The organism is Arthrobacter sp. D3-18, assembly GCF_054408525.1.
The window spans coordinates 3,950,142-3,966,404 of sequence record NZ_CP096440.1 but is presented as its reverse complement, the minus strand read 5'-3'; the positions used below and the strand labels follow the sequence as shown (position 1 = coordinate 3,966,404).

The window sequence follows — 16,263 nt, the reverse complement described above, 5'->3', positions numbered from 1 at the left end:
AAATCGGCCCATGAGTGAAAATGGCACTATGCCGGAGGCGGGCCTAGGGGGTGGGTGGGGGCATCCCGGGGCGGGTACCCTTAGCGCCACCGTCTACTGGTCTTTAGGGGTCTCATATCGGCGTACCGGGCTTCTGTGGCATCCCGGTTTCCGCGCTTCTGATTGCATAAGCGGTGTGCGAGTCGGCAGTTCTTCCGGTCGAATGGTGATCCGCCTTTGGACACTGGCACTATCTCGTCTACTTCGGGTGATCCCGGCAGTCCGTGAGGTAGGGTCTTGTCAACGGGCGTGTGACACAGCCAGCAGTCAGACTCTTCGCGGATGACGCGGGCCCTGATCTTGTCGCGGAGTGAACCGTTGGAGCGGCGAGGGTTTGGCTTACTCAATCCTCTGCGCCACGCAGCATCTCTAGCCCACGTTCCATCAGGCCGATCTGGTGGTGGTATGGGGCGGTTGGTGCGCCGCGGTAGTAAGACGTGCGCTCAGGATCATCGGAAATAGCAGCAGCCGCTATGAATATCCACTCGGTTAGGTACTCGGGTGAGCCGTCGTTCTCGTCGGCGATGTGTGCGGCGATGGCATCGTGTACGCATTGGAGTGTCTTGTCGCTCATCTATACCTCCTGCGTTGGTGTCAGGCCCCGCCGTGGTGCACCGTGGCGGGGTCCGACGTTGCCGCTCTCGTAACCCGGGGACGGCGCCGGGGTTTGGTGATCTACTAAGCGAGGCCGCGGTCCTCAGTGGTTTAGTCGGCGTGCGTTTCGATCAGCGGAGGATGCAGGGATTGAACCTGCTGGGCCTTTCAGCCGTACCTGTTTAGCAAACAGGCTGCTCACCATTCGCATATCCTCCTGGTGTTGCTTAGGTGCGGGGTTTCTGTCCGAGGATGGCGGCGCCTACGAACAGTGCGAGAAGCCCACTGAGTAGCAGTTGTAGCCAGCTCGATGGGATCCAGATAGCGGCGAGGCAGAGGATGACAGCAAGGACGAGTAGCGCTTTGGCGAAGATCTTCATGAGGATGAGTCTTTCATTTCCGGGTGGTGGGTGTAGTTCCGTTTTACCGGCCACTGTTTTCAAGACAGCTTCCCACCGTTGGGGTAACTTCCATTTGAATGAGCATGGCGGGGCTGCTGACCGAGCCATTTATCCGGGGTGCGATAGACGTCACCCGGCACCACTCTTCTGGCCATGCTCATTCGTGGGAGCAGTTGGAATCGAACCAACCGTGCACTGATTTACAGTCAGCGCTGGCACCTTGCCTCTTCTACTCCCTTGCGTTCCATCCCTCGGTAAGCACGCCGTCAGATGCTTATGTCAATGGGATGGGCGCTCCGCAATTCACCCGTGAAGGTCCGGCTATGCGGTGTTCGTTGCGCGGGTCGGATTCGAACCGACGACCTCAAAGGTTATGAGCCTTGCGAGCTACCACTGCTCTACCGCGCATTGTGCCGGCGTCGTCACGACGAGCGGCGGTGCGCTTGACCCTGCGCGGGAGATGTCGCCTCCTGGGGGAAGAGGACAAACAAAAAAGGTCCCACCGTGTGGTGGAACCTGAGTGCAGAGCCAGCTGTGCCGTGCTCTACCCACACTTTAACAGCTTCTACAGCACTAGACAATCACAACCAGCACTGGTCAATAGCCGTGTCATTTCCTTCCGATGCGCTGCCAGACGTCGATGACTTCGTGTGGGTGGTAGGTTGGTTGCCCTTCTGTGTTGTGTGGTCGGAGGTGTCCGTCTCGTACCCAGTCACGGATGCGTTGGCTGATGAGGTGAACTCCTGCTTTGTCTCGAAGCCATGGGAGTAGTTGGCGGGTGGGCATGGGTTGGATGTCTGCGGCTGCGAGCTTGGCTTTGACTCCGATGTGATCCACTACCTCCGCTTCGGGTCCACTCACCAAGAGCTCAGCCTTGGTCACCCAGTCTTGGATGAGCCATGCCAATCCTGCTGCCCGTTCGTCGTGGGCGTAGTCCTTGGCGCTTCGTCCGACGCTCTTGAGGTTCTCTTGGAGTTGGAGTGCGTCGAGGTTGAGTGGCGCGGCTGATCCTGGTTTACCTCCGCCGTTCCAGCCGCCTCCTATGGGCCGTACGTGGTCGAGTTTGGCGATGGTGACCGTGAGTGCCGTGATGAGTGTTGGGACCTTGTCTAGCCATGCTTGCAGGTCCCGGATGCACTGGTCGCAGACGTAGGTGTCTGTGTGGTTGAGGCATCCATCCGTGGTGCACTCATGGCTCATGGTTTGCCTCCTTTGTTGAAGGTGAGCGGGTTGGCTATCTCTTCGGCGATTGCTTGCCGGTTCGCTTCGATGATGGGTTGCATCCATTGGGTGGTGGATATTCCGCGTTCGTTCATCCATGCGCGTGATCCGCAGCCGGGTTGTCCGTTGGCGGTGAGGTCGCATGTGTTGAGTTCGTAGTGTTTGAGGTCCCAGCCCCATGCGATGACGGTGAGGCCCCAGTGTTGGCAGTCACCCACGTAGGGCTGGACTGGTACGGGTCCTTTGCCGTGGAACCACCGGACGCTGCCGTGGGTGGTGTCATCAATGTGCGGGGCTGTCATCGGTCCTCGCTAACGACGTCCGTTTGGTGGCCTGTCTCTTGTTCGTGGGCGTCAGCACGGTCGTTGATGCGGTGTTCGACTCGGCCGCTGGCTTGGTAGGTGCAGACTTGGCATTCGACTACCCAGAGTTCGTCTTCGTCGTCATAGCACGGCATTCTTTGCCTCCTTGGGTGTTTCGATGATGAGGATGAGTTGCGGGTTGCCTTTGCCGCCGTGTCGCATGTCTGGGCCGATGACGCGGGTGTGGTCGTCGTCGGTGAGTAGGCCGGCGTCAACTAAGCCGTCTACGCAGGCTTTGGCGGTTGGGTAGAGGTTGCCTGGGTCGTATCGTCCGCCGCGGGGTTTCCAGATGTGGGCGTAGATGTGGACGGGTGGCGTGAGTGCTGTGATGTGGGCGGCTGCTTTGGCTGCTGCTTCCCGCCAGGCTTTGGTGAGTTTGGCGGTTTGCATGCGGTGGATGCGTTGGTTGGAGTTGATCCAGCCGGCAGGGGCAGGAATATCGATGATGACGTGCCTTATGCCGGTCATTGGTCCTCGTTCCATGTGGCGGTGATGGTGAGTGCTTTCTTACCGGAGTGGTCGCGTGTTTCGGTGATGGTGACGTCAGCAGCGGGTGGGATGGCTTGGATGATCCCGGGCAGCACGCTGGCGATTGGTCCGTGCATGAAGTGCATGGGCGGGTCCAAGGGTTCGAGGCGGCGACGTCTCACGCTGGGTTTGCCGACTTCGTTCATGACAGGCCCGGCGCAGGATGACGTGTGGAGGCCACCGAGCGCCCCGCATGTTTCGCAGACCCTCATTTGAGGTCCTCCCACAGTGAGCGGGCGAGGACCTGCTCTTGCCATGGTTCGAGCCGTCCGAATCCGAATGCGTCCATGAGTGGTTGGAAGGTTTCGCGGACTGCTTTGCCGATGCTGCGGCTGAAGTGCGCGTAGCTCTTCTCGTGGGCTTGTTCGCGTTCGATGGCCCGTAAGTGGTCAGGGTAGGTTGCGTGGACGGTGCATTCCTCGCAGGTGTAGACCCAGCGTGCTTTGCCTTCTTTGCGGATCATCGGTTGTCTTCTTTCTCGGCGAGGGTGAGTTCTTCGGGCCCGTACCAGTGGCGGAATTGCGGATAGGTTCTGCTGAGGCCAATCACGCCGAAGGGCTCGCCGTCGGTGTCTGCCTTGTCGATGACGGTTACTCGGCCAACACGGTCGAAGTAGGCGCTGTCACGGTTGATCACGCGGACGTGATCTCCAAGGCGGAACTTCATTCGGCTGCCTCTTTCGCCTCGAGCGGTTCGGTGCAGTCCGGGCACTCGCTTTCCTTGCCTTGAACACGGGTCACCGTGAGCCATTTACTGCCCTCAATGGGTTTGTCATGGTCGTGGTGGTCTGGTTCGGCGCCATGAGCGTATGGCTTGATGAGTTCGGGTTTCACGCCGTAGTGAGCAGCCCGTTGGTAGACCCACTCGCCGGATTCGTCCATGCGTGTTTCTGCCCATGCCCATGCTTCTTGGCCGGTGAGTCCTTGGTGCATTGCGTCGGCCATGAGTGCGATGTGGCGGGAGTCGAGTAGCTGGTTGGTTCGGTCTACGGCACCGCGGCCGCTGTCTTCGAACCAGCTTGTGCCTTGGACATCGAATCCGATGGCCCGGGCGTACAGGTATGGGACCTCGACTTCGAGTGGGCGTACTTCGAACTCTTCGCCGTGCGGGTATAGCTCATGGGCGTAGCGGCGCTTTGTGCGGCGCTTGGCTTCTTCGGTCATTGCGTTCTCCTTGGAATGGCTAAGCCCCAGCGTTTGCCGGGGCTTCGGGGTGGTTGGTTCGTGTCGTTGGCTCGGGGCATCGAGCCAGGACCGCGGCCGTTATTGGCCGTCGCGTTGGGATGTGAGGCTTGTGCTTCGGTGAGTGGCGGGCTTGTTGGGTCCGCCTTCCCAGCTTGCTGTGAGGGTGGCGTATCCCGGGTCGCGCTGGTCGCCTTGGTATTCCTTGATGGTCACTCGGGCTTCTGCTGGAACGGATGCTGCGAAGTCGCGTAGCGCTCCGGCGGTGAGGCTGCCTGGGACGTTCATGGATGCGGTGGTGGTGATGCGCGGTGAGTTGTAGGTGCTCATTGTTCGTTCTCGCTTTCGTGGGTGGGTGGTGGTTCTGCTTTGCGGTCGGCGGCACAGCAGATGCAGTTGTGGGCGTACTGGCCGACGTGGTCCGGGCATGGAGGTGGTTTCGGCAGGATTGCTTTGATGGTGTCGGGCCAGAATCGTTGGTCGATGAAGATGGCGCCGGGGGTATCCACTTTGGGGTCACGGGCTGCGTTGACTGCGGCCACCGTGATGTCAGCGAACGGGGCGGGGTGTTGCGCGTTTTTCTCCAGGAGTTTGAGCATTGCCGGGGTGGACCAGCGCGGCCTGAGCTCATGGAGTAGGGTGGCCAACGCTTTGGCCTGGTTTTCGGTGATCACATTTGGGTCCTTCCTTCAATCAAATGTCCCGGCGGTGGCCCTAACTTAAGCGGACGATTGATTGAGAACTTTCACCCTCTTCTTTAAAAAGCACCCCAAAAAGAAGATGAGATAGGCACTTAGGTGAGTAGCTATATAGGTGTTGGTGTTGGTGCTTATTTTTGGTTACACGTTTGCTATCGGTTTGCTATAGCGTTTTGTAAGCGGCCGCTTACAGTTCCGCTTATCCCGCTTATGCACCGTCCGGGACGCTCACGCACAGTTCGCAGTCCTCTTTGAACACTCCACGGTCAACGTGCCAGCGTTTGTGGGATGACTCCTTGCCGCCCCTAGTGCCGCGTTCCCTCTTGTCTTGCCGGCGTTGCGCTATCTCCACTCTCGAGGGCTGGTGACTCAAATAGTCGTGCAGTTGGTACCCGCCCTCGATCTCTTCGACCAGCCCCGCTGCGATGAGTTCCTTGCCCGTTTTGATGCCGCGCATGTTCAGTTCGTGCTTGCTGAACTTCCCGTCACTGGTCGCTTCGTTGCAGTCCGCTATGAGCTCGACGTGCAGCCGGAACGCCTTGTCAGAAAGGGTGCGGATCTTGCGGTGGCGCGGGTACTCATTCGTGAGCGTGAAATACGGGCGGGTGTCCTTAGACAATGGGGCCTCCTTTCATGGCTTAGATCGGGATGGGGACTGTGCCAAATTCGTCCACCTCAGCTTGCTTATGCGTTCCTGGCTGGTGGTTGGCTTGGAAGACTGCCCGGGCGAATCCCATTGGGGTGATGCTGCGTTTGTTGCCGCGCTCGCCTTTTACTTTCGTCGGTGATGCGTGGTGGATGAGGGTTTTGTCTGCCGGCCCGAGGGTTGTATCTACGGATCGTTCAGGCATCACGAAGCCCCCCCCGACCCATAGCCAGGTGTCTTTGGTGTAGTTGTCTTTCGGTTCCCATGCTGTGAAGTGCCACGGGTCGAACTTGTGGTCAGGTCGCCGCCAGAGGGTGGATATGCGCGTCTTGGGGTTCTCGATGAAGTAAGGCGCCCCGGAGAGCTCGCCGACGACGCGGCATTGTTCCACGATGCGCATTGCGTCTATCCACATGTTGGGCCCGCGGTACTCGCTGAAGTTGGGGTCTTCCATCTTCGGCTTGAACCAGCGGGCGCCGGACACTGCAAGGTCTGTGCAGGGCGGCCATCCCATGACAAACGCGACGTCACCGGATCGGATGAGTTCGCTGATGGCGGGCATTGCGTCTTCGATGGTGCCGGCGAACTTGGTTATGTTGCCTTCGACGCGGGTGGTCCCGTGTTGCGGGTCTACGAGGAAGGCCGCATACCCAGCTTCAACCCAGGGCTTGACAGCATTCCCAGTGAGGTCGCACAGGCTGATGACTGTTTTCATGCTGCTCTCCTGTGTGTTTGTTGTCCGCCCCAGTGTTCGGTGCGTCCGATGCGGAGGGTGCGGAGGTGTTCTAGGCGTTGCTCGAGGTCCCATTTGGCGTCGGGGTAGTGGCGGCGCATGGTTTCGGGGTCTACGTGGTGGGTCCGGCAGATCTCTGCTTGTGACCAGCCGTCACGGATTGCTGCTTCGATGAGTGCGCGTTTCTCGGGGGTGAGCGTGTGGTGTGGGTTGGTGATGCCGAGTTGTTTGCGGATTTGGTTGATGGAGCTGGTTGAGCATCCGAGTTGTTCGGCGATTTGTTCGGCGGTGCGGCCTTGTTGGGTGAGTTGTCGGACTTTGTCCCGGTCGATTGTTTTGTGTCGTCCGGAGCCTGGGCTTGGTTTCCCGTGGCGGTCGTCGGTGCAGGCTTCCCTGGCTGCTTGTTGGAGTCGTTGGTTGGTCATCGTTCTTCCTTGGGGTAGTTGAAGGGGCGCTTCGGTGCGCGTTGTCGTTGGGCTCGCATGACGTTATTGATGGCTTGGTCTTCGGTTGGCCGGCGGACTGTTCGGCGTGCGCGTTCGTTGGCTTCGTCTTGTTTGTCCGCGGCTACGTGGTGTTCGCAAACATGGTTGAGGCAGAGCCCGTGCGGGCCGCGGCATAGGAAGCAGCAGGCGGTGGACGTCGCCCGGGTCATGCGGCTGCTGGCGTAGCGAGGGCTTCGACGTTCGCGGGGTTGTAACCGCCCCAGTGTTCGCCGTTGCGGGTGTATACGACGGGGACTTGCATATAGTCGAGGCCGGTCACGAACTCATAGGCTGCAGGTTCCTGGGTGACGTCTACTTTGTGGAAGGGGATGTTGTGCTTCTCGAATTTCCGGACTGTGGCGTCGCATTGGACGCAACTTGGTTTGGAGAAGAGGATTGCGGGGACGTCGTGCTGGGTGATGAGTTGCTGCGCGATGTTCAATGTGGTCCTTTCGGTGCGGCGCCCGGCTGTGATGACCGAGCGCCGCGGGGCATGAAAAAAGCGCCTTTGTGGGCGCTTGTGGGGTGACTTTCTATTTGCGATGCACTAAGGCCGCGATGGCCATGCCGAGCAAGAAGAGCCCGATCATGATCCAGGTGATGATCTCGTCAGGGATCAAAACGGCGGCCCACCTTCGGGACCGTTGCCCCATCCGCCGGTGTTCTGGGCTGGTGGTGTTGCCCACGGGTCCGGCTGCGCGGCCGGCGCTTGGTCGTTCTGGGCGTATGGCTGGCCATGGAAGGTGAGGTCTTTGCCGATGGATTCGATTTTGACCTGCAGCCGGGAGCGCGGTTCTCCTTCTTTGTTGGTCCACTTCTTGGTCTCGATGACACCAGTGGCAATGACGGAATCGCCAGATTTCAGCATGTTGCAGATGTTCTCTGCCCGGATAAGTTGTCCTTGGTTCCATGCCTCGCAGCGCCAAGAGATCGGCTCACCCTTCGCCCACGTGTTGGTGTTCTTGTCGAACCAGCGAGGGTTGAAGATGATGGTGAAGTTAGCGACGCCGGCGCCTGAAGGAGTGAACCTGAGTTCTGGGTCTGAGGCTAGGTTGCCGGTGATTGTTATCGGTTGATCGTTCGCCATCTAGTTGGCCTCCTTCGTGATGGGGGTGAGCACGTCGATCCATTGCTGGGCGGCTTCGGGGGTGAAGTGGATGAAGTTGGTGTAGCCCATCCGGAACTGGTGGGTGTCATCGTTTGCGTGGCCGGTGTTTACAAGTTCGCCGGCGGTGATGCTGACGCTGACGATGCCGTCTTGATTGGCGCTCATTCGGTGGGCTCCTGTGCTTGTACGTATTCGGTGATGTGGGTGGGTGCGCCTTGTTCGGCGAGCCAGGCGAGGTAGTCAGGTAGTTTGCCTTCGCTGACCATGCGGGCGGTGGTGGCTTTGATGTCGTCCGGGATGGTGAGGTCCGGTTGCTTCGGGGTGGGCGCTGCGTCAGGAAACGGCTGGACGGTGAAGGATCGTTTCTTGCCGCGGGTCTCGGTCAGCGCTAGGGTGAGAGGCTTTTCGAGGTGTGACATTGCGGTGATTTCGATTCCGCCGACTGCCTTGCCGCCGTACTTTACGTTCGGGTTGCCGACGAGTGTGAGGCGGCGTCCGATGTAGGCGTCCGTCTCAGTGCCCCATGCGATAGCCAGCACCCGGCGCATGCTCTTGTTGGGCTTGAACGGCCGCCCGGGATACTCCACAAGCTCAATATGCAATGGCTGCTCTGACCCTTTGAATACCTTGCCGTCAGCGACGGTGACAGTTCGGGGGCCTGCAATGTAGTCGTCGTAGTTCTGTTGGTCTGATTTCGGGGCGAGTGTTTCGGTGATGTCCATGTCAGACGAACTCCGGGTCTAGGTAGTGGTCGATGCGTTCTGTCATTGGCATGTACTCGCTGGCTTTGAGGTAGTCGCTGACCATGTTGGCGATGATGGTTTCGGCTTGGTTGGCGGCGTCGCAGATGGCGGCATGCCAGTCCGGATCCGGGTAGACCCGCTTGGTCCATAGCTTCATTCCGCCGGAGTATGAGACGTAATCGATCCATTCCCGGTCGGAGACAAGCAACCCGGTCTGCAGTTGTGCAATGTTCTCGCTGGGTACTTCATCGGCAAGGACTGTCCGGAGCTGGATCTTCTGGGATCGTGACTTGGTTTCGAATAGCCCGTCGTCGCCGATCAAGCCATCAGGAGAGAAGCCGATCTTGAATCCTTCGAACTCGCGGACCATGAAGCCAAACTCAGTCACCTTGGCGTAGTGGGTCGAGTAGGCATCTCTCGAATACGGTTCATCGAGGTTCCCCCGTTCCATGGCCCGTGACACCTGGACGGGTTCGACGTGGCCGGTGATGCGTTCGGCGGCCAAGGTCATGATGAGGCCAAGCGCAGTCTCACTAGTGACGTCCGCGGTGATGACCTTGTCCAGTTCGCGGGCTGCTGCGGCACGGGCTGGGTGGAGTGTCTTGATGGGGTCCGGTGTGCGCTTGCCAAGGCAGGGCCCGTTGGCTTCGGCTCCACACTCGGGGCAGTCAGTTTCGGCTGCTGTCGGCTGGCGGGAGGAAACAAGGCTGCCGATGACGGATGCGGTGAGGATTCCGCAGCGTGCTTGGAGCCATTCGTCAGTGCCTTGTTCGAGTTCGGGGTATGTGTGCAGGCTCATTGTTCTCCTTGTGTTTCCGGGCATGGAAATGGTGAAGGCCCCTGTACGGGGCCTTGTGTGGGTGGTTCGTATGGGATGCCGTGTTCGTTGGCGGTTTGGGTGTATATGGGTTCTTTTTGTTTGGCTAGGTGTTCGCGGTGGGATCTTGCTGTGTGTTCGGTGAGGCTACACATGGGAGTTCTCCGTGGATGTTGCAGTCTGGGTTTATGGGTCTGGGTGTTCGCGGATCGTATCGGGATGGTGGACAACTGCATCCCGGCCGCTTGTTGGGTTGTCGTTGCCAGAAGGTGCCGCCCATCCCCGGGAGCAGGTCAGGCATCGCTCATGACTGCCCCTCATGAAGAACCGTCGCAGGGAGACTGATCTCCTTTGACGCGAGCACCTTCGCGGGTCCCATGGTGCGCCACCAGTTCCTACCCTCGATGCTTGTGAGGCCTTCCCGGCATTTGTTGCGAGCATCAAGGATCAAGGATTCGTTCGGCAGTGCGTCGAGTTCTTCCGCGGTGGTGATGGTGCGCGGCTTCACCCAGCCAGCGGCAAGGATTCGTTCTACGGCTTTCGTGGTGGTCCGGCCCAGCATCAACTGGAACAACTCATCATGCGCGGCGCTCATTGTGTTCCGTCCTTCTCATCGTTGGCGACAGGGATGTCCACCTTCTGGTAGCGGGACCTGAAGTATCCGTCCGGGGCCATTTTGAATCGCTCCCATTCCCAGACAATCCAATTGCCGGGGCGGACCTCAAACTTCTTTCCGTTGTGCTCCCACCGAAGCTTGCCCTCTGAGTAGATCGGTTCAACGTCGGGGGCTAGGGCCTTGATCCATCGGGATGTCCAGCCAACAGCGACGATGTACCCGCCGAGAGGTGTTTCGCCTTGGACGGGTGGCATCTGGGTTGCGATGACCGGTTCGCCGTAGCGGTTCAGGTAGTTGCCTGTGATGGTCATCGAAGCGCCTTGCTCGCTCATTGTGTTCCTTCCTGGTGTGTGGTGTCAGACCCCAAAGCGGCGGCAACTGTTTGGCATGGCCAGTCCTCGCCGTCCTCCGCGCAATAGTGGCGCCTGTAGTCCTCTGGCACTTCCCAGTCCTGACCTTCAGCGATGTCATCCGCGTAGGCGATGCACTCGTAGTGATCGGCTAGGGGGACGTTAGGCTCCAAAGCGGCGGCAAGAGCGGCGACTGTTTCGCAGGGCCAGTGGTCGCAGCAGTACGGGCACCAAGCTTCTTCGCCGTAACCCTCATGAGTCGCGATGACCTCGCGAGCGTGCAGCCCTGCCACGGCTTCGATGGCGGCGAGTAGGCGGGCGAGGTCCGTGGGAGCGTTCGCGATAGGCTCCGTGTATTCGGGGTGATCAACCCAGGCCACGATGCGGTGGGCTCCATATCCGTGCTTGTCATAGATCACCACGTCTTTGCCGCGCACCTCCCATGCGCCCAGTTCGGTTGCTGCTGCCAGTCTCGCCTTGATGGGTGCCAGGAGTGCCCGCAAATCAGTCATCAGAGGACACCGCTTCCTTGACGGGAAGGATGTTGTAAGTGACACTCCAATGGTCCCTCTCAGGGTCATCCGTCTCGCGGCTGTAGGACTGGTAGGGGCCGCACATGGAGTTGATTGCTGCCTCAACGCTGGGGTGCACTTGGCCGTCCCAATCCATGGAACCTGTGGCCTTGTCAGCGATGACGTAGCCGACAGTCTCCGACTCGGGGTGATCGATCATGATGGTGCGGAGTCGGGACTTGGTGATAGTCCCAGGCGCTTCGAGCGCATCCAATAGCGCGTCACGCAATGCACGTTCGTTGCTCATTTGGTGGGTTCCTTGGTTGTGAGTAGTTGGGTGAGTTGTTCCGGGGGTGTGGCGCCGGTGAGGATTGTTGCAAGTTCAACTTGCAAGGGGTTGCGGGCTTTGGCTGCAAGGATCGGCGGGAGGGTGGTTGCTGCTTCGTCGGCGGTCATGGCTTGTCGTCTTTGGCGTGCTCGGGACAGAACATGTCGTCGCCGCTGTTGTAGGGGTCGTACTTCCAACCGGTCATCAGTTCGCGCCAGTTCATGACGCCCATTTCGAAGTGGTCTAGTTCCCACTCATCGCAGCCGTACTCGTCATCGCACGTGATGATCGGAACTGTTCCCTTCATGACGTCGCCTTTCGTTCTGGTTGTTGGTCGCCGCTGATGGGGTATTCGCAGCCGGTCGCGGTCCTAACCAGTTGGTCGTACCACCAGCACGGAAGGTTCAAATCAGCCGCAGCCCAACCACCAACCGGCATACCCTCAGCCGGACGCTGACGGATGTGAGGGGCACGGCGAGGATTGCGGATCATGATTCGTCCTCTGGTGGGCAACATCCGCCGTCTTCCTCTTTGGGATAGCCGCAGTCGTCGCAGTAGGTCAGATGCGGTGTCCAGTCGCCCTGATCGTGGGAGCAGTCTTGGCAGAAGATCCCAATGGGTGAGAGCTCGCAAATTTGCACGCAGCTATCCAGCCCTTCACCTTCCGGGTGGTCAGATGCCCACTGCTCGTAGGCTTCTGATTCCTCATCTTCAGGCGCAGGGTGTCCGCATTCCTCGGCGCCCTTGTAGACCGGGTAATCAGTGTGGTGATTAGTCTGCTCGCTCATCGTTCGCCCTTTCTTGCGGAATCCGCGTCGTCCTCGTAGCGGGTCTGGGTTTCTTCTTCGATGGCGTCCCAGTCCACCGGCTCCACAGGTTCCAGGCGGGCGTCATGCTGCCGGGACTTGCCGAACGTCAGGAAGCCGCCCACGATCACAGCGGCCAGCATCAGGACAAGAAAGCTATCCGGGATCTCGATCATGACCTTGCCTCTTCCTTCTTCTTCGTCCACAGCTTGAGTGCGCTGTGGTTACGGCTCGGGGTTGTTGACTTCACATAGCGGTCCTCGAAGCCTTCGATGTAGCCCAAGCTGCGGGCCTTCGTGAACGCCGTCCCAGGCCAATGCGAATCATCCGGCTCACGCATCTCCCGGCGCAGATCATCAGCCGTGAACGTCTCCTGCTTCTCAGCAATCCCGATGATGGTTGCGACCGCGTCCTCCAACCACTCGTCCTTATCCTGCTCAAACGCCATCGCCCTCATGGCTGCACCTCGTACAGCACCGTCACTGGCAACGCGATCACGTCAGCAGGCACAAACCCCTGACACCCTGGCGTTGACCACATCACATGCTCAGCGTCACCCCAACGCTCAAGCACATGCCCCTCAGCGTCACGAATGACAGCCTCAAACGGCAGCGCTTCTAGGTCCTCGACAGTGGTCACTGCGCGGGGTTGGGCTGATGCTAAGGCTTCTTCAGCAGCTACCCGCGCCTGATGCGGCGTGATCTTGCCCTTACGCTGCAGAGTCATTACGTACTGCTTTCGGTCACTCGCCTGCAGTTCCATCTCCAAGTAGTTCGGCGCGTCATGCTCGTCCAGCATCGAGCGCATCGAGTCCGCGATGAACAGCAGAGTCTCCGCTGTTTGTGGTCCACCGGCGTGCATCTTGAGTCCAAAGCCGGTAGCTGTTGGGCCCGCGCTATCCAACATGAGGACGTCGCGTGATGGTTTTGGCGATGGCTCTTCTTGTATAGTCGTCACTGAAGTTCTCCTTGATATGGGTTTTGCTGAAGGCGGTCACCGGGCATGGTGGCCGCCTTCCTCTGTGTGGGGCGGGTTACTCGGTCCATCGGGCCGGATACAGCAGGGCGAATCCGGCGGCGGTTATCACTGCCGTGCCTATGAATGCGCCGGCGCCAATTGACGGGTCCGAGATGCAGTAGATGAACAGGGGCGCGCCTATCAGTAGGGACAGGACGCCGACATAGATGCGTAGGCGGGTCATGCGACCATGGCTATGGGTGCGCGGAGGCTGCCGTACTTGCGAATGTTGGAGAGAAGCGCTTGCTTGACGGCTTCCTCCCCGGTTTCGTCGCTGTGCTGTAGCTCGGAATCCTCAGCGGCATTGGAGAGCATGAAGCCTTGCGCTTGGCGGTGAGCTTCACGGGAAGATATCGGATGACCAGCTGCGTCCGCCGCGTCCTTAAACATCTTCTTGAGCTTCACAAAGGGGGGTGTTTCGGGCATAGCAATTAGACCTTTCTGAGGCGGTTCGGCCTGCCGTCAAACGACGGTCTTAAGTGGTGATGGGTGTTTGCCCTAATACGGGCGAGGGTGCCGTTAGGCGGATTACGCGCTCTTCATGAGGCGTCGGATGTTGTTGCGCTGAGTCTTTGGGCGCTCGACAACCTTGGGTGCCGGGGTGATGAAAGCTTGGTAGTCAGATGCTCGGATTCGGTAGCGGTTGCCATGTTTGGTGGCCAGGAGCTTCCCGGAGTTGATGCACCTGTAAACGTAGTGCTCATCCATCCTGAGAGCTGTGGCGACTTCGGCTACTGTCATCAGTTCGTCATCCATCAGGCGGACAGCTCCTTAGTGGCGGGGGAGTAGCGGTTGATGAGGTAGTTCTGACCCTTGCCAGTCACCTTGGGAGTCTTGGAAACGGTCACATGGCCGTCCGAATGCGTAACCGCCGTCTCCTTGACTTTGAACAGACCAAGCTCCATTGCTCGCTGCGTTGGCATGTTCCAATCAGTCCCTTGGCGGCGGATCAAGTAGCCGTCTTCGCGAAGCTGGGCAAAGAGTCTGTTAGCGCCGATCTCTACGCCGTTACCGCGAAGGATCTTGGCCAAGTCACCTACAAGGATCGTTGAGTCCGAGGTTGCCACCGAATCAGCAAAGAGGACCTTTGGAGCGTCAGCGGCAACCTTGGCTTCCAGTGCGGCCTTAGCTTCTACAGAACTAGCCAGCTCTCGGAGTGCTTCGGCGTAGGTCTGAGGTGCGGCGGCAGGCCCAAAGCTGCCCGTGCGGCGGATAGTTGGGAGGACTTCATGGGTAACCCATCGTTTGAAGGCCTTTGCGCCTTCAACGTGACTGCCGATGATCGCAGCAAACAAACCTGGCTCGGAAATGACTGTCATTTCCTGCGTCCCAGAGGGGGTACGCACTGGCCGCGTACCCTTGTCTTCTTCGTCAAGCCGGCGCGTGAGATCCGAGGCCATCCGGTAGCCGAGGATTCGTGCGACGTCCGCGGCGACGAACCAAGGTTCCCCGTTGTCGAGTTCCGTACGAACTTGCTGGCCGTGGAAGTCGAAGTTCTGTATGGTGTTCATTAGATTCCTTTTCTGGCGATTAGGTTTTTCACTGGCCCTCATCTATTGGCGTAGATGGGGGCTTTCTTATGCGGCGATTGAGGTTGTGAAGTCCGGGTAGCTGATGGCCTCGCTGGGGATGCCCATTCCTATGGCGAGCTTGCGCAGGGTAGCTGGCGATACCTGCCGTGCGCCCTTCTCAACGTGTGAGAGTGTGCTCTTAGAAATGTCGGCCCGAGCGGCCAAATCTGTCTGCCGGATTCCCAACGCTTCTCGGATCACACGGACTGCGGCGCCGTTGATCCGGAGTTTCATTGGTGTAGTTTCCATGCATTTGAGATTACGCAACTTCACGCAACTTAAGCAAGTAACGCAACTAAATTCTTTCAGATTCCGCTAGTTGTAGGGTCAATCTGCGTTGCGGAGTTGCGGTAAGTTGCGCTAGTGTCGTTGATATGAAGATCACGGCAGACGAACTCCGCTTCGTGCGGGCGCATATGGACCTGACGCAGGCTGAAATGGCCCAGCACTTAGGCATCTCAGCTCGGACCATCGTCAACTGGGAGACTAACGGGGTCCCTGATTCAAAGGTGGCCCGAGTTCACGCCGTGCTGCGGGACGAAATTGCAGAGGCTAAGGAAGTGCAGCGCTGGCAGGAAGAACTTGCTGAGATGCCGATGCCAGAACCGCCGTCCGATGATGACAAGTCAGGCTGGCTAGCTGCGGAGCACGCCGAGATGGAAGCGCGTCCCGGCAAGAGCCCAGACCAGCGGAGGTCTTACCTTCTCCAGGCCTTCACAGACTCGGACTTGCTGTCTGAGCTTCGGACGCGGGCTCTTCGGCGCGGGGACCGGACATCGACATGGGATGCGGCTCGCTTCGAGCGTTACCAGCAGTTCGTTGCGCCAAAGTGGGAAGACCCGGACTACTCACAAATGTCAGAGCATGATGCCTATGATCTTGCTGCTAGTAGGGGCGAGGAAAATATTGGACATGACGAACTACCGCATGAACCCTAAGGTTCTTGCGGCACAAATGGGAATCCGCGTCCGGACGGCTCCGGTGCCGTCCGGCTGGTGGGGCGTGTATGACCATAAGCACCAACTGATCACTCTCCGGCCCGGGCTTATGGCGATCCAATATGCCTGCACTCTGATGCACGAGTTGGGCCACGCTCACTACTGCCACATAGGCGTCACGCCGAAACAGGAGCTATTGGCCAACCGTTGGGCCGCTTACAGGTTGATCGAGTTTGATCGGGTGGTTGAAGCTGCTTCCCACGTACAAAGCTCGGCGGCCGTGGCTGCGGAGATTGGGGTTCTTCCCAGTGTTCTGGAAACCTACCTGAAGACCTTGACTAAGCCTGAGCTGAGGGCCGTGCGAGAAGCTGCATTGCTGCGCGTTTCATAGCTGAGGGAGTGTTGACGCCGTCAACAAAACCCGCAAAACCGCATTCCTGGCCATTCATCAAAAGTGACCGGAAGCCCCGGATTCTAGGCAAGAATCCTTTTATGACACGACATTACGCGGGGGTTCAAATCCCCCATTCTCCGCGTTTGGCCCCAGTCCTCGGACTGGGGCCTTTTGC

At 59.1% G+C, this 16,263-nt stretch carries 38 protein-coding genes and 3 tRNA genes; 2 read left to right on the top strand and 39 right to left on the bottom strand.

The window, feature by feature from the left end:
* Window positions 1-80: 80 nt before the first annotated feature.
* From M1D89_RS20465 to M1D89_RS20275, 39 genes are all read right to left on the bottom strand, one after another.
* Entirely contained in the window at window positions 81-386 is a 306-nt protein-coding gene (locus tag M1D89_RS20465; protein WP_498646458.1) for an HNH endonuclease, read from the bottom strand.
* Entirely contained in the window at window positions 383-613 is a 231-nt protein-coding gene (locus M1D89_RS20460) for a hypothetical protein (RefSeq protein ID WP_498646456.1), read from the bottom strand. The genes M1D89_RS20465 and M1D89_RS20460 overlap by 4 nt, the downstream gene beginning before the upstream one ends.
* 155 nt (window positions 614-768) lie before the next feature.
* A tRNA-Ser gene (locus M1D89_RS20455) sits at window positions 769-851 on the bottom strand.
* Window positions 852-860: 9 nt separating this feature from the next.
* Window positions 861-1,013, bottom strand: coding sequence for a hypothetical protein (locus M1D89_RS20450; RefSeq protein ID WP_498646454.1), 153 nt, complete (start codon window positions 1,011-1,013; stop codon window positions 861-863).
* Between the two features lie 185 nt (window positions 1,014-1,198).
* Window positions 1,199-1,271 (bottom strand) — tRNA-OTHER (locus M1D89_RS20445).
* A 98-nt stretch (window positions 1,272-1,369) separates the two neighbouring features.
* A tRNA-Met gene (locus M1D89_RS20440) sits at window positions 1,370-1,442 on the bottom strand.
* Window positions 1,443-1,643: 201 nt separating this feature from the next.
* Window positions 1,644-2,234, bottom strand: a complete 591-nt coding sequence (locus tag M1D89_RS20435; protein WP_498646452.1) for a hypothetical protein — start codon at window positions 2,232-2,234, stop codon at window positions 1,644-1,646.
* Entirely contained in the window at window positions 2,231-2,557 is a 327-nt protein-coding gene (locus M1D89_RS20430; RefSeq protein WP_498646450.1) for a hypothetical protein, read from the bottom strand. Before M1D89_RS20430 ends, M1D89_RS20435 begins: the two co-directional genes overlap by 4 nt.
* The gene (locus M1D89_RS20425; RefSeq protein WP_498646448.1) at window positions 2,554-2,712 is read right to left on the bottom strand and encodes a hypothetical protein; all 159 of its coding nucleotides are present in this window, start codon (window positions 2,710-2,712) and stop codon (window positions 2,554-2,556) included. The genes M1D89_RS20430 and M1D89_RS20425 overlap by 4 nt, the downstream gene beginning before the upstream one ends.
* Window positions 2,699-3,085, bottom strand: coding sequence for a hypothetical protein (locus M1D89_RS20420; protein WP_498646446.1), 387 nt, complete (start codon window positions 3,083-3,085; stop codon window positions 2,699-2,701). Before M1D89_RS20420 ends, M1D89_RS20425 begins: the two co-directional genes overlap by 14 nt.
* Window positions 3,082-3,291: a hypothetical protein gene (locus M1D89_RS20415; protein WP_498646443.1), complete on the bottom strand. Its 210-nt coding sequence runs from the start codon at window positions 3,289-3,291 to the stop codon at window positions 3,082-3,084. Before M1D89_RS20415 ends, M1D89_RS20420 begins: the two co-directional genes overlap by 4 nt.
* A 62-nt stretch (window positions 3,292-3,353) precedes the next feature.
* On the bottom strand, window positions 3,354-3,608 hold the full coding sequence (locus M1D89_RS20410) for a hypothetical protein (RefSeq protein WP_498646441.1): 255 nt from the start codon (window positions 3,606-3,608) through the stop codon (window positions 3,354-3,356).
* Window positions 3,605-3,811, bottom strand: coding sequence for a hypothetical protein (locus M1D89_RS20405; protein ID WP_498646438.1), 207 nt, complete (start codon window positions 3,809-3,811; stop codon window positions 3,605-3,607). Before M1D89_RS20405 ends, M1D89_RS20410 begins: the two co-directional genes overlap by 4 nt.
* Window positions 3,808-4,308, bottom strand: coding sequence for a hypothetical protein (locus tag M1D89_RS20400; protein WP_498646436.1), 501 nt, complete (start codon window positions 4,306-4,308; stop codon window positions 3,808-3,810). Before M1D89_RS20400 ends, M1D89_RS20405 begins: the two co-directional genes overlap by 4 nt.
* 99 nt (window positions 4,309-4,407) lie before the next feature.
* Entirely contained in the window at window positions 4,408-4,656 is a 249-nt protein-coding gene (locus tag M1D89_RS20395) for a hypothetical protein (RefSeq protein WP_498646434.1), read from the bottom strand.
* On the bottom strand, window positions 4,653-5,000 hold the full coding sequence (locus M1D89_RS20390) for a hypothetical protein (protein ID WP_498646432.1): 348 nt from the start codon (window positions 4,998-5,000) through the stop codon (window positions 4,653-4,655). The genes M1D89_RS20395 and M1D89_RS20390 overlap by 4 nt, the downstream gene beginning before the upstream one ends.
* Before the next feature lie 232 nt (window positions 5,001-5,232).
* A complete protein-coding gene (locus M1D89_RS20385) occupies window positions 5,233-5,643 on the bottom strand; it encodes a hypothetical protein (protein ID WP_498646430.1) in 411 nt (136 codons plus the stop codon).
* 19 nt (window positions 5,644-5,662) lie between these two features.
* Window positions 5,663-6,385 carry a hypothetical protein gene (locus M1D89_RS20380; RefSeq protein ID WP_498646428.1) on the bottom strand — a complete coding sequence of 241 codons (723 nt, stop codon included), beginning with the start codon at window positions 6,383-6,385 and terminating at the stop codon, window positions 5,663-5,665.
* Window positions 6,382-6,828, bottom strand: coding sequence for a helix-turn-helix domain-containing protein (locus tag M1D89_RS20375; protein WP_498646426.1), 447 nt, complete (start codon window positions 6,826-6,828; stop codon window positions 6,382-6,384). Before M1D89_RS20375 ends, M1D89_RS20380 begins: the two co-directional genes overlap by 4 nt.
* A gap of 226 nt (window positions 6,829-7,054) precedes the next feature.
* The gene (locus M1D89_RS20370; protein ID WP_498646424.1) at window positions 7,055-7,330 is read right to left on the bottom strand and encodes a glutaredoxin domain-containing protein; all 276 of its coding nucleotides are present in this window, start codon (window positions 7,328-7,330) and stop codon (window positions 7,055-7,057) included.
* 174 nt (window positions 7,331-7,504) lie between these two features.
* Window positions 7,505-7,975 (bottom strand): single-stranded DNA-binding protein, encoded by a 471-nt coding sequence (gene ssb, locus M1D89_RS20365; protein ID WP_498646422.1) that lies wholly within the window; start codon window positions 7,973-7,975, stop codon window positions 7,505-7,507.
* The gene (locus tag M1D89_RS20360) at window positions 7,976-8,161 is read right to left on the bottom strand and encodes a hypothetical protein (RefSeq protein WP_498646420.1); all 186 of its coding nucleotides are present in this window, start codon (window positions 8,159-8,161) and stop codon (window positions 7,976-7,978) included.
* The gene (locus tag M1D89_RS20355; RefSeq protein ID WP_498646418.1) at window positions 8,158-8,718 is read right to left on the bottom strand and encodes a hypothetical protein; all 561 of its coding nucleotides are present in this window, start codon (window positions 8,716-8,718) and stop codon (window positions 8,158-8,160) included. The genes M1D89_RS20360 and M1D89_RS20355 overlap by 4 nt, the downstream gene beginning before the upstream one ends.
* Before the next feature lies 1 nt (window position 8,719).
* Window positions 8,720-9,538 carry a YqaJ viral recombinase family protein gene (locus M1D89_RS20350; protein WP_498646416.1) on the bottom strand — a complete coding sequence of 273 codons (819 nt, stop codon included), beginning with the start codon at window positions 9,536-9,538 and terminating at the stop codon, window positions 8,720-8,722.
* Between the two features lie 322 nt (window positions 9,539-9,860).
* Window positions 9,861-10,151, bottom strand: coding sequence for a hypothetical protein (locus tag M1D89_RS20345; protein WP_498646414.1), 291 nt, complete (start codon window positions 10,149-10,151; stop codon window positions 9,861-9,863).
* The gene (locus M1D89_RS20340; protein ID WP_498646412.1) at window positions 10,148-10,504 is read right to left on the bottom strand and encodes a hypothetical protein; all 357 of its coding nucleotides are present in this window, start codon (window positions 10,502-10,504) and stop codon (window positions 10,148-10,150) included. Before M1D89_RS20340 ends, M1D89_RS20345 begins: the two co-directional genes overlap by 4 nt.
* Window positions 10,501-11,034 (bottom strand): hypothetical protein, encoded by a 534-nt coding sequence (locus M1D89_RS20335; RefSeq protein ID WP_498646410.1) that lies wholly within the window; start codon window positions 11,032-11,034, stop codon window positions 10,501-10,503. Before M1D89_RS20335 ends, M1D89_RS20340 begins: the two co-directional genes overlap by 4 nt.
* Window positions 11,027-11,341: a hypothetical protein gene (locus M1D89_RS20330; protein WP_498646408.1), complete on the bottom strand. Its 315-nt coding sequence runs from the start codon at window positions 11,339-11,341 to the stop codon at window positions 11,027-11,029. The genes M1D89_RS20335 and M1D89_RS20330 overlap by 8 nt, the downstream gene beginning before the upstream one ends.
* Window positions 11,338-11,490 (bottom strand): hypothetical protein, encoded by a 153-nt coding sequence (locus M1D89_RS20325; protein ID WP_498646406.1) that lies wholly within the window; start codon window positions 11,488-11,490, stop codon window positions 11,338-11,340. The genes M1D89_RS20330 and M1D89_RS20325 overlap by 4 nt, the downstream gene beginning before the upstream one ends.
* Window positions 11,487-11,669 carry a hypothetical protein gene (locus M1D89_RS20320; protein WP_498646404.1) on the bottom strand — a complete coding sequence of 61 codons (183 nt, stop codon included), beginning with the start codon at window positions 11,667-11,669 and terminating at the stop codon, window positions 11,487-11,489. The genes M1D89_RS20325 and M1D89_RS20320 overlap by 4 nt, the downstream gene beginning before the upstream one ends.
* A gap of 181 nt (window positions 11,670-11,850) precedes the next feature.
* Window positions 11,851-12,150, bottom strand: a complete 300-nt coding sequence (locus M1D89_RS20315) for a hypothetical protein (protein ID WP_498646402.1) — start codon at window positions 12,148-12,150, stop codon at window positions 11,851-11,853.
* Window positions 12,147-12,344, bottom strand: coding sequence for a hypothetical protein (locus tag M1D89_RS20310; RefSeq protein ID WP_498646400.1), 198 nt, complete (start codon window positions 12,342-12,344; stop codon window positions 12,147-12,149). Before M1D89_RS20310 ends, M1D89_RS20315 begins: the two co-directional genes overlap by 4 nt.
* Window positions 12,341-12,625, bottom strand: a complete 285-nt coding sequence (locus M1D89_RS20305) for a hypothetical protein (protein ID WP_498646398.1) — start codon at window positions 12,623-12,625, stop codon at window positions 12,341-12,343. Before M1D89_RS20305 ends, M1D89_RS20310 begins: the two co-directional genes overlap by 4 nt.
* Complete coding sequence (locus M1D89_RS20300) at window positions 12,622-13,125, bottom strand: hypothetical protein (protein ID WP_498646396.1); 504 nt, start codon at window positions 13,123-13,125, stop codon at window positions 12,622-12,624. Before M1D89_RS20300 ends, M1D89_RS20305 begins: the two co-directional genes overlap by 4 nt.
* 76 nt (window positions 13,126-13,201) lie before the next feature.
* Window positions 13,202-13,369 carry a hypothetical protein gene (locus M1D89_RS20295; RefSeq protein ID WP_498646394.1) on the bottom strand — a complete coding sequence of 56 codons (168 nt, stop codon included), beginning with the start codon at window positions 13,367-13,369 and terminating at the stop codon, window positions 13,202-13,204.
* Window positions 13,366-13,611, bottom strand: a complete 246-nt coding sequence (locus tag M1D89_RS20290; RefSeq protein WP_498646392.1) for a hypothetical protein — start codon at window positions 13,609-13,611, stop codon at window positions 13,366-13,368. Before M1D89_RS20290 ends, M1D89_RS20295 begins: the two co-directional genes overlap by 4 nt.
* Window positions 13,612-13,713: 102 nt before the next feature.
* Window positions 13,714-13,941 (bottom strand): helix-turn-helix domain-containing protein, encoded by a 228-nt coding sequence (locus M1D89_RS20285; RefSeq protein WP_498646390.1) that lies wholly within the window; start codon window positions 13,939-13,941, stop codon window positions 13,714-13,716.
* Entirely contained in the window at window positions 13,941-14,696 is a 756-nt protein-coding gene (locus M1D89_RS20280; RefSeq protein WP_498646388.1) for a phage antirepressor, read from the bottom strand. Before M1D89_RS20280 ends, M1D89_RS20285 begins: the two co-directional genes overlap by 1 nt.
* A 66-nt stretch (window positions 14,697-14,762) precedes the next feature.
* On the bottom strand, window positions 14,763-15,005 hold the full coding sequence (locus M1D89_RS20275) for a helix-turn-helix domain-containing protein (RefSeq protein WP_413307752.1): 243 nt from the start codon (window positions 15,003-15,005) through the stop codon (window positions 14,763-14,765).
* Window positions 15,006-15,130: 125 nt separating this feature from the next.
* Here M1D89_RS20275 and M1D89_RS20270 point away from each other — a divergent pair, with 125 nt between their 5' ends.
* Together M1D89_RS20270 and M1D89_RS20265 are read left to right on the top strand one after the other, a co-directional pair.
* Window positions 15,131-15,694, top strand: a complete 564-nt coding sequence (locus M1D89_RS20270; RefSeq protein ID WP_498646385.1) for a helix-turn-helix domain-containing protein — start codon at window positions 15,131-15,133, stop codon at window positions 15,692-15,694.
* Window positions 15,669-16,085, top strand: a complete 417-nt coding sequence (locus M1D89_RS20265) for an ImmA/IrrE family metallo-endopeptidase (RefSeq protein WP_498646383.1) — start codon at window positions 15,669-15,671, stop codon at window positions 16,083-16,085. Before M1D89_RS20270 ends, M1D89_RS20265 begins: the two co-directional genes overlap by 26 nt.
* The last annotated feature ends 178 nt before the right edge of the window (window positions 16,086-16,263 follow it).

Excerpts from the sequence above, each read along its gene's own strand:
- M1D89_RS20340 (WP_498646412.1), bottom strand. The coding sequence starts at position 10,504 with ATGAGCGAGCAAGGCGCTTCGATGACCATCACAGGCAACTACCTGAAC.
- M1D89_RS20420 (WP_498646446.1), bottom strand. The coding sequence starts at position 3,085 with ATGACCGGCATAAGGCACGTCATCATCGATATTCCTGCCCCTGCCGGC.
- M1D89_RS20360 (WP_498646420.1), bottom strand. The coding sequence starts at position 8,161 with ATGAGCGCCAATCAAGACGGCATCGTCAGCGTCAGCATCACCGCCGGC.
- M1D89_RS20320 (WP_498646404.1), bottom strand. The coding sequence starts at position 11,669 with ATGAAGGGAACAGTTCCGATCATCACGTGCGATGACGAGTACGGCTGC.
- M1D89_RS20270 (WP_498646385.1), top strand. The coding sequence starts at position 15,131 with ATGAAGATCACGGCAGACGAACTCCGCTTCGTGCGGGCGCATATGGAC.
- M1D89_RS20280 (WP_498646388.1), bottom strand. The coding sequence starts at position 14,696 with ATGAACACCATACAGAACTTCGACTTCCACGGCCAGCAAGTTCGTACG.
- M1D89_RS20315 (WP_498646402.1), bottom strand. The coding sequence starts at position 12,150 with ATGAGCGAGCAGACTAATCACCACACTGATTACCCGGTCTACAAGGGC.
- M1D89_RS20435 (WP_498646452.1), bottom strand. The coding sequence starts at position 2,234 with ATGAGCCATGAGTGCACCACGGATGGATGCCTCAACCACACAGACACC.
- M1D89_RS20265 (WP_498646383.1), top strand. The coding sequence starts at position 15,669 with ATGACGAACTACCGCATGAACCCTAAGGTTCTTGCGGCACAAATGGGA.
- M1D89_RS20325 (WP_498646406.1), bottom strand. The coding sequence starts at position 11,490 with ATGACCGCCGACGAAGCAGCAACCACCCTCCCGCCGATCCTTGCAGCC.
- M1D89_RS20345 (WP_498646414.1), bottom strand. The coding sequence starts at position 10,151 with ATGAGCGCCGCGCATGATGAGTTGTTCCAGTTGATGCTGGGCCGGACC.
- M1D89_RS20410 (WP_498646441.1), bottom strand. The coding sequence starts at position 3,608 with ATGATCCGCAAAGAAGGCAAAGCACGCTGGGTCTACACCTGCGAGGAA.
- M1D89_RS20450 (WP_498646454.1), bottom strand. The coding sequence starts at position 1,013 with ATGAAGATCTTCGCCAAAGCGCTACTCGTCCTTGCTGTCATCCTCTGC.
- M1D89_RS20275 (WP_413307752.1), bottom strand. The coding sequence starts at position 15,005 with ATGGAAACTACACCAATGAAACTCCGGATCAACGGCGCCGCAGTCCGT.
- M1D89_RS20415 (WP_498646443.1), bottom strand. The coding sequence starts at position 3,291 with ATGAACGAAGTCGGCAAACCCAGCGTGAGACGTCGCCGCCTCGAACCC.
- ssb (WP_498646422.1), bottom strand. The coding sequence starts at position 7,975 with ATGGCGAACGATCAACCGATAACAATCACCGGCAACCTAGCCTCAGAC.
- M1D89_RS20460 (WP_498646456.1), bottom strand. The coding sequence starts at position 613 with ATGAGCGACAAGACACTCCAATGCGTACACGATGCCATCGCCGCACAC.
- M1D89_RS20405 (WP_498646438.1), bottom strand. The coding sequence starts at position 3,811 with ATGAAGTTCCGCCTTGGAGATCACGTCCGCGTGATCAACCGTGACAGC.
- M1D89_RS20285 (WP_498646390.1), bottom strand. The coding sequence starts at position 13,941 with ATGGATGACGAACTGATGACAGTAGCCGAAGTCGCCACAGCTCTCAGG.
- M1D89_RS20290 (WP_498646392.1), bottom strand. The coding sequence starts at position 13,611 with ATGCCCGAAACACCCCCCTTTGTGAAGCTCAAGAAGATGTTTAAGGAC.
- M1D89_RS20335 (WP_498646410.1), bottom strand. The coding sequence starts at position 11,034 with ATGACTGATTTGCGGGCACTCCTGGCACCCATCAAGGCGAGACTGGCA.
- M1D89_RS20400 (WP_498646436.1), bottom strand. The coding sequence starts at position 4,308 with ATGACCGAAGAAGCCAAGCGCCGCACAAAGCGCCGCTACGCCCATGAG.
- M1D89_RS20380 (WP_498646428.1), bottom strand. The coding sequence starts at position 6,385 with ATGAAAACAGTCATCAGCCTGTGCGACCTCACTGGGAATGCTGTCAAG.
- M1D89_RS20350 (WP_498646416.1), bottom strand. The coding sequence starts at position 9,538 with ATGAGCCTGCACACATACCCCGAACTCGAACAAGGCACTGACGAATGG.
- M1D89_RS20355 (WP_498646418.1), bottom strand. The coding sequence starts at position 8,718 with ATGGACATCACCGAAACACTCGCCCCGAAATCAGACCAACAGAACTAC.
- M1D89_RS20425 (WP_498646448.1), bottom strand. The coding sequence starts at position 2,712 with ATGCCGTGCTATGACGACGAAGACGAACTCTGGGTAGTCGAATGCCAA.
- M1D89_RS20305 (WP_498646398.1), bottom strand. The coding sequence starts at position 12,625 with ATGAGGGCGATGGCGTTTGAGCAGGATAAGGACGAGTGGTTGGAGGAC.
- M1D89_RS20375 (WP_498646426.1), bottom strand. The coding sequence starts at position 6,828 with ATGACCAACCAACGACTCCAACAAGCAGCCAGGGAAGCCTGCACCGAC.
- M1D89_RS20310 (WP_498646400.1), bottom strand. The coding sequence starts at position 12,344 with ATGATCGAGATCCCGGATAGCTTTCTTGTCCTGATGCTGGCCGCTGTG.
- M1D89_RS20330 (WP_498646408.1), bottom strand. The coding sequence starts at position 11,341 with ATGAGCAACGAACGTGCATTGCGTGACGCGCTATTGGATGCGCTCGAA.
- M1D89_RS20395 (WP_498646434.1), bottom strand. The coding sequence starts at position 4,656 with ATGAGCACCTACAACTCACCGCGCATCACCACCACCGCATCCATGAAC.
- M1D89_RS20295 (WP_498646394.1), bottom strand. The coding sequence starts at position 13,369 with ATGACCCGCCTACGCATCTATGTCGGCGTCCTGTCCCTACTGATAGGC.
- M1D89_RS20430 (WP_498646450.1), bottom strand. The coding sequence starts at position 2,557 with ATGACAGCCCCGCACATTGATGACACCACCCACGGCAGCGTCCGGTGG.